Origin of the sequence: Paenibacillus gallinarum (assembly GCF_014836635.1) — a bacterium.
Classification (GTDB): domain Bacteria; phylum Bacillota; class Bacilli; order Paenibacillales; family Paenibacillaceae; genus Paenibacillus; species Paenibacillus gallinarum.
In genome coordinates this window covers 1-5,858 of sequence record NZ_JACSQL010000032.1, presented here as the reverse complement: position 1 = coordinate 5,858, position 5,858 = coordinate 1, and the positions used below count along the sequence as shown (strand labels likewise).

General features: G+C 36.5%; 10 protein-coding genes. All 10 read right to left on the bottom strand.

Features of this window, described 5'->3' with window-relative positions:
• Positions 1-208: 208 nt before the first annotated feature.
• Positions 209-448: a hypothetical protein gene (locus tag H9647_RS25360; RefSeq protein ID WP_191805245.1), complete on the bottom strand. Its 240-nt coding sequence runs from the start codon at positions 446-448 to the stop codon at positions 209-211.
• A 15-nt stretch (positions 449-463) separates the two neighbouring features.
• Positions 464-589 carry a hypothetical protein gene (locus tag H9647_RS26095; protein ID WP_263621338.1) on the bottom strand — a complete coding sequence of 42 codons (126 nt, stop codon included), beginning with the start codon at positions 587-589 and terminating at the stop codon, positions 464-466.
• Complete coding sequence (locus tag H9647_RS25355) at positions 586-858, bottom strand: hypothetical protein (protein WP_191805243.1); 273 nt, start codon at positions 856-858, stop codon at positions 586-588. The genes H9647_RS26095 and H9647_RS25355 overlap by 4 nt, the downstream gene beginning before the upstream one ends.
• 136 nt (positions 859-994) lie before the next feature.
• Positions 995-1,237 (bottom strand): hypothetical protein, encoded by a 243-nt coding sequence (locus tag H9647_RS25350; RefSeq protein ID WP_191805241.1) that lies wholly within the window; start codon positions 1,235-1,237, stop codon positions 995-997.
• 389 nt (positions 1,238-1,626) lie between these two features.
• The gene (locus tag H9647_RS25345) at positions 1,627-2,778 is read right to left on the bottom strand and encodes a replication initiation factor domain-containing protein (protein WP_191805239.1); all 1,152 of its coding nucleotides are present in this window, start codon (positions 2,776-2,778) and stop codon (positions 1,627-1,629) included.
• Between the two features lie 140 nt (positions 2,779-2,918).
• Positions 2,919-3,086 (bottom strand): hypothetical protein, encoded by a 168-nt coding sequence (locus H9647_RS25340; RefSeq protein WP_191805230.1) that lies wholly within the window; start codon positions 3,084-3,086, stop codon positions 2,919-2,921.
• Between the two features lie 128 nt (positions 3,087-3,214).
• Positions 3,215-3,388, bottom strand: a complete 174-nt coding sequence (locus H9647_RS25335) for a hypothetical protein (protein ID WP_191805229.1) — start codon at positions 3,386-3,388, stop codon at positions 3,215-3,217.
• The gene (locus tag H9647_RS25330; protein ID WP_191805227.1) at positions 3,385-4,146 is read right to left on the bottom strand and encodes a zonular occludens toxin domain-containing protein; all 762 of its coding nucleotides are present in this window, start codon (positions 4,144-4,146) and stop codon (positions 3,385-3,387) included. The genes H9647_RS25335 and H9647_RS25330 overlap by 4 nt, the downstream gene beginning before the upstream one ends.
• Before the next feature lie 100 nt (positions 4,147-4,246).
• Positions 4,247-4,504, bottom strand: a complete 258-nt coding sequence (locus H9647_RS25325) for a hypothetical protein (protein ID WP_191805225.1) — start codon at positions 4,502-4,504, stop codon at positions 4,247-4,249.
• 12 nt (positions 4,505-4,516) lie between these two features.
• Positions 4,517-5,858: hypothetical protein (locus H9647_RS25320; RefSeq protein WP_191805223.1), on the bottom strand; the 1,342-nt coding region annotated here is incomplete at its 5' end.

The following is a 5,858-nucleotide window of genomic DNA, read 5'->3' as shown; positions in this document are numbered from 1 at the left end:
CAATTTCTGCCCCTAAGGCTAACGCTACCGCAGGATTTGCTTGTGCTTTTGGTTGAGGTATAACAGTTGTATAAAAAAGCACCGTAAAAATAAGTAAAACAATTAAAACTTTTCGAAATGATAATACAGATCCTGAAACAACCATATTCCCCCCCCTTAATAAAAAAAGGAGCCCGAGAGTATCTCCCAGGCTCCCTGATCAGGACAATTATTTTGCGATCATATTAAACAATTTACGTCCATATTTCCAAGCGAGAATTACAGCCATTACCCCAACTGCCGAAGCCGCAACCGCACCAATTACTGTTAATACTGTAGTTGTCATAGTTGCAAATGTACTCGTCACAGATGATACGTCCGTTGCTGTTGACGCAAACGCAGAAGATGCCATCATCATCAAAGCCATTCCTAACATTGCAGATACAGACCATTTACTTTTCAAAGCCATAATTGAATCTTTCACTTACCTTACACCCCCGAATAATTTGAATAAATCTATGGCAGAACCAATTCCGAGACCAAAAATCATTACCGCCCCGAATATGGATAAACCCGTAAGGAGACCTTGCATAATTACATCCGTTATCATTTTGTAGATCGCCACCCTTGGAAAAATGCCATGATAACCATCCCACCAATTAAGAGCGAAAGCAGACTAACAATCCAAACATTAACGTCATAAATATCCTGATTTTGTTTCGTTAACAATAAAAATTGTTCATCAGATAAAGAAACAGTTTGTTCGCTTGTATTCGTTGTTACAGGAACTTCTTGTATAGGTTCTTTCACTACTGGTTCAACTGGTGATTCAATCACTTGTTCTTCTCCAGTTGGTTTTACTTCCTCTTGATCGGGCATCATATCCCCCTTAACTTCTTACGAATTTTCTTGTAAGACTTGTAAACAGGGATACCGAGGAAAATAATCCACACCCACCAATTGAGATTTCTTACAGCTAACAAAAGCGATTCCCACAGTAAACGAAAATCTAAAATCATACTAAATTTAAACTAGCCAATTCCATTCTTGGTGTCCCATTTTGAATGCCCATTTCAAAAGTTGCAATTACTTCATCTTTAAACTTCATTTTTGATGTATCAATTACTTGATCTTGACGCAAAAAGAATTTTGCATTCTCAAGTGTTGACGGATCGTGAAGCTCGATCATTGTAAACGGCTTTTCTGATTTCTTTCCTGTACCTGAAAAAGATTCTTTAAACACCATTACTTTTTCCATTTGGTTTTTCCCCCAATTTTTTTGTTCGTATGTATGGAAACATATATTCGTCCGACAAGTTCATTATAAAAAAAAGTGGACTGGTTGTCCACTACTTTTTTACCAATTTATTTCTTTTTCCCCAAAAATTCTAGGACTGCTTGCTCAATTATTTGAGTCTTAGTGCCTAATTTCTCAATTTCTTTGATCATCCAGTTAGGCAGCCGAACACTTATTTTTTCTCTATAGTCCTGTTCTTCACTGCGCTTATTCGGAATATTGTCCCCCTTCTTTCAAAAAAGTGACCTCCCCAAAAGGAAGTCACTTTTCAAATTTAGCCAATCAGTCTGTTTTCATTTGTTCCGATTTTGTTTATAATAAGTTTTATATATCCCACGGCGAAGGGATGCTCATTGGTCATGTTCAGGCTGATGGGCTTTTTCTATTTTATGAGTTCTAATTGTTCTGAATAAATCTCTATCACGCAATTCATTTTTCATTCTTTCTTTTTCTTCTTTCTCTTTTTCTTGAAGGAACTTAGATTCTGAAGCAAGTCTCTTCTGTTCTTCGCTCATTCTCAAAAGTCCATCGTCCAAGAGATCAATTATCATTTTCGTATCTCCACCACTGGCAGTGAATAAAGTTGCTAATGATGGCGCAACCTGTTTATCTACCCATTGTTTTATTGTATCAATAGTACGATCAGGAGCAATCATAGTTAATTTCAAAGGTTCAACATCCCCTAAAAAATCATCCCACCACTTGCATGTCTTCCATCTACTTTTATTTGTCTCATTTGGATTTTTAACCTTGAAACTCAAATAATTTTTAAGTATGCCGGACATTACTTCCCCGAAATTCTCATTGTTAAGTATGTACAAAGCTAATGCTTGCGCTCTGTCACGTCTACACTGAATTTCCGTCCGATTCCATGCGGTCAAATCTTCTTCCAACTCTTTTCCCTTTTCCAGTCTTTCAAAATCTTTTTCGTAAATTCGTATTTGCATATCGGATTGTTCACGTCCGAAATACAAAGTTTCCCCAATTCCTTTTCCATCATCAATCATAAAAGATTCTACTCGTTTACCTTTTTTAAACTTTGATTGCACACAACCATCTTTAATTTTACGATACAATCCGTTCAAGGTAAAATAAGGTTTTTCATCACCGTAACAAATATCATCTATCGCCCCATCAATCCTAGTAAAATTTCCGTCATTTTCAAAACAAGACATCATGAATTCTTTCCAATTTTTCTTGTTTAAGACTTCATATTCACGGCAACCTTGTCCAGTTATTTGGATGTGAATACCCATATCTGATTTACCATCATACAGGATAGAAATATGACCGCACGCTTTGTGGGAACGGTATCCATATATGGATGATGACATGTCCTTAAATTCTGATTCTTCGATACCTAAAATCTCGTAAATTTTCTGTAGATTCTGTACATTTTTGAAAGTGACTTGAACCCAGTCCACACAAGCCCTCAAGACGTGTTGGGATGTATTTTGCACCCCCCTGTTAGAAGGATGGGGTGCTACCTGCGTTTGCTCCATTTTACCACCTATTTTCTACTGGAAATTTTGCTATACCCTGCCGGATCGGCAGTATTGTTTAAAGGGTAATTTGAAATGATTTTTAAATGAATAACACCAAGGTATAAGCAAAGGGCAAGCCCTCTGCACTCCCAAATCTATCATTTATAATTTTGAGATTTATGCAGCTGCCTAAAATAATCTGCAACCGAACTGGCATGACCTCTTTTTACTATTTCTTCGATTCGCTCCCACTCCTGTTCAGGCAAAGTTATTTTTACTGGTTTGCCAATTCCAATGGATGGTCTGCCCATCTTGGACTCCTCCATATCTATCAACCACCTTCTACTAAAAGTTACCTTTAGTATAACATTTGGTAACCTAAAGTCAATCTATAAAAATATTAAATTTAACGCTATAGCAAATATAGCAGTCACAAATAAAAAAATATTTTCTATCATTTGTCTTCTGCTCCCTTTTGGAAATCTAGCATTTTTTCTATAGCTTGTTTATCGGCAAATTTATAGGCAAGTAAAATCAAATTGCTAGGAGACTTGTTATATTTTTGAGATAAATAATTCAACTCTTTTTCTATGTGATCGGGTAGGTATACATTTATTCTTTTCTTCATGCTTGTTTACCCGAAACCTCATGACTGACAGCAACTTGGGTCCCCCCTACGGGCTCCCCACCCAAGTCACCATCATTCATGAGATCAGGACGACAATTCCCAAAGGAAACATTAAAATCATATTTCGATAGATCAATCAAAGCATCCACATTTTTTAAACTTCCAAAAAGTTGATGCGTATCATATAGTTTTGAAAAACTTTTTACAAAAATTGTACTACCTGATTTTAAACGCTGTCTTGATTGCTTCCAGTAAGTAATATGCATAAACACAGTAAAGGGAAGAAGATTAAAAGGAAAAATTGAATTTGCCTTTCTATGTACCACCTTGTACTCAACACAAGATAATATTGTTCTATTAATTTCTTTTTCATCTTGCATAATTAACATGAAATCATAACCCAATTTACGAGACTGTTTAAAAAAATCTTTCCAAGTTTTTTGTGCTGGTGAAGTTGATTGATCAGGCGGAAAAACTCCACCTGCTTCATCCAACACAACCAAACATAAATTTGTAAATTCATTAAATTTATATTTTTCAGATAAATGCAGAAATACACCGACACCTGATTCATCTTCTAAAAAATTATCAGGAAGAAATAAAAAACGGTCGGCATATCCCATCCTAATCATACGTTCAGTAAAATTTAGAGGAAAATTAGCAATTACATATAAACCTTTTTTTAAATGCGCAAAAATATCTTCTAATGCGTGATAAGACTTTCCCGACCCGATCGGCCCTATATATTGACTAATCATAGTAAAAACCTCCATGCTAAATATCCTGCAAGCATCCATAGACTAAGTGCAGCCAAACACAAAAAAGAAATAATTTTGTCTTGTCTCATATACCTCCACCTTAATCCCTTGCAATCTTAATCCAACGAGCAACAACCCGTATTCCGTAATAGGTAACAATTGCAACTAAGAGTAATGCCAAATGCGCCATCATAGTAGGAAAAGGAATAATCCAAGTAATATAACCTAGATTAATCGAGCCAGGCGGTGAGGAAGGTTTTAAAAAAGGAGAATCAGGAAAAAAAGATACCACCCAACCTAAAGCAGTACCTACACCCACTAGAAAATAATTAACTAAACTCACAAAAAAATTAGCCAACAACTTCGCCCCCTATTCAGGCAAGAATCTTCGAATTGATAAGATAACCCCAAGATCAAACGCAATAATTAAAAACCATCTCGCAATAACCGCTAGAGTATCGAACATAGCAAAATCTAAATCAAACTTCATTTTCATTTGTGTGCCAAAAACATTCATAGTTTTATCAATTTTTATATTCGGAGTCTGTGCGGATACATCAAATATTGCTAACTGCCTTTGTATATCCCAAGGTATAGAAAAAGGAAATTTTTGAGTTAACATATCACCTGTCATTTTTAATGGACCAAAATCCAATTTATTTGTGGCAGTATCCCCCCAATCCAAAGGCGGATTCTCTATGCCTGGGATAGTTCCCCCACCAACCGCCTCGCCTGTTTTAATATCTGTTTGTACCCCACCGATCGGAACGGTAACAGTTGCAACCCCGTCCTTAGTAGTTACTTTCGGTACTGGAAAGTCAAAAACAACATCCGATAACGGAACACTTATACCGGTAGTTGGATTAATCCAAACTTGATCTGCAGGATTCCAAGTCAAAGTTTTAGTTTTATCTGTTCTTAAACGTGCCATGATATCACTTCCAAGCGGAGCAGGAAGCGATTTCGCTTTCGGATTCATAACCAAATCTTCAATTATTTTATCTGACTTTGTTCTCATATTTGGTATTTCTGCTGTAGGAACAATAGTCATAAGCCCCGGAAAAACTTCCGCCGCTAACCATTTATACTGAATTGCAACTGACATTTTCGAAGTAATAGCTGGATTGGTTACAGTCGCAAGTGTTTTAGGATAAGTCCCAGAAGAAGTATTGTTATAGGTAATTGTTAAAGTTTGATCATTGTTTGAAAAACCCCAACTAAGCCAAAAACGATAACTAGCATCAGCATTTGCAGAACTTATTTGATCACCATTCCAAAAGTAAAAAGTATTACCAGTACTAGGAACCACATTAGTACTTTGGGTATAAGCATCCTTCACTTTTATGAGGTCTTGAAAACCATCAACCATTTTAATAACTTTAGGTGTCGCAAAAACTACAGAATCTTTTATTGTGTTCATCGTATAAGTGTAACTATCTTGAGCAAGCGTCATAACTTTATCACCTGCGGCAACCGCTGTTGTCCAACTTTTTTTCACGCTAGAAACTATTGCTTCTTGTGTACCAGTCCAAACTCTCTTGGCATGTTCATTAACTTCGTTGCTGTACTCTGCATAGCCAAAAAGAGCAGCTAGGCCCCCTACCGTTAAAGCCACCCCTACATATGCACCTACACCAATTTCTGCCCCTAAGGCTAACGCTACCGCAGGATTTGCTTGTGCTTTTGGTTGAGGTATAACAGTTGTATAAAAA

What these genes read in the sequence shown, in the direction of transcription:
- H9647_RS25360 (WP_191805245.1), bottom strand. Translation starts at nt 448, where the DNA reads ATGGCTTTGAAAAGTAAATGGTCTGTATCTGCAATGTTAGGAATGGCT.
- H9647_RS26095 (WP_263621338.1), bottom strand. Translation starts at nt 589, where the DNA reads ATGATAACGGATGTAATTATGCAAGGTCTCCTTACGGGTTTATCCATA.
- H9647_RS25355 (WP_191805243.1), bottom strand. Translation starts at nt 858, where the DNA reads ATGCCCGATCAAGAGGAAGTAAAACCAACTGGAGAAGAACAAGTGATT.
- H9647_RS25350 (WP_191805241.1), bottom strand. Translation starts at nt 1,237, where the DNA reads ATGGAAAAAGTAATGGTGTTTAAAGAATCTTTTTCAGGTACAGGAAAG.
- H9647_RS25345 (WP_191805239.1), bottom strand. Translation starts at nt 2,778, where the DNA reads ATGGAGCAAACGCAGGTAGCACCCCATCCTTCTAACAGGGGGGTGCAA.
- H9647_RS25340 (WP_191805230.1), bottom strand. Translation starts at nt 3,086, where the DNA reads ATGGAGGAGTCCAAGATGGGCAGACCATCCATTGGAATTGGCAAACCA.
- H9647_RS25335 (WP_191805229.1), bottom strand. Translation starts at nt 3,388, where the DNA reads ATGAAGAAAAGAATAAATGTATACCTACCCGATCACATAGAAAAAGAG.
- H9647_RS25330 (WP_191805227.1), bottom strand. Translation starts at nt 4,146, where the DNA reads ATGATTAGTCAATATATAGGGCCGATCGGGTCGGGAAAGTCTTATCAC.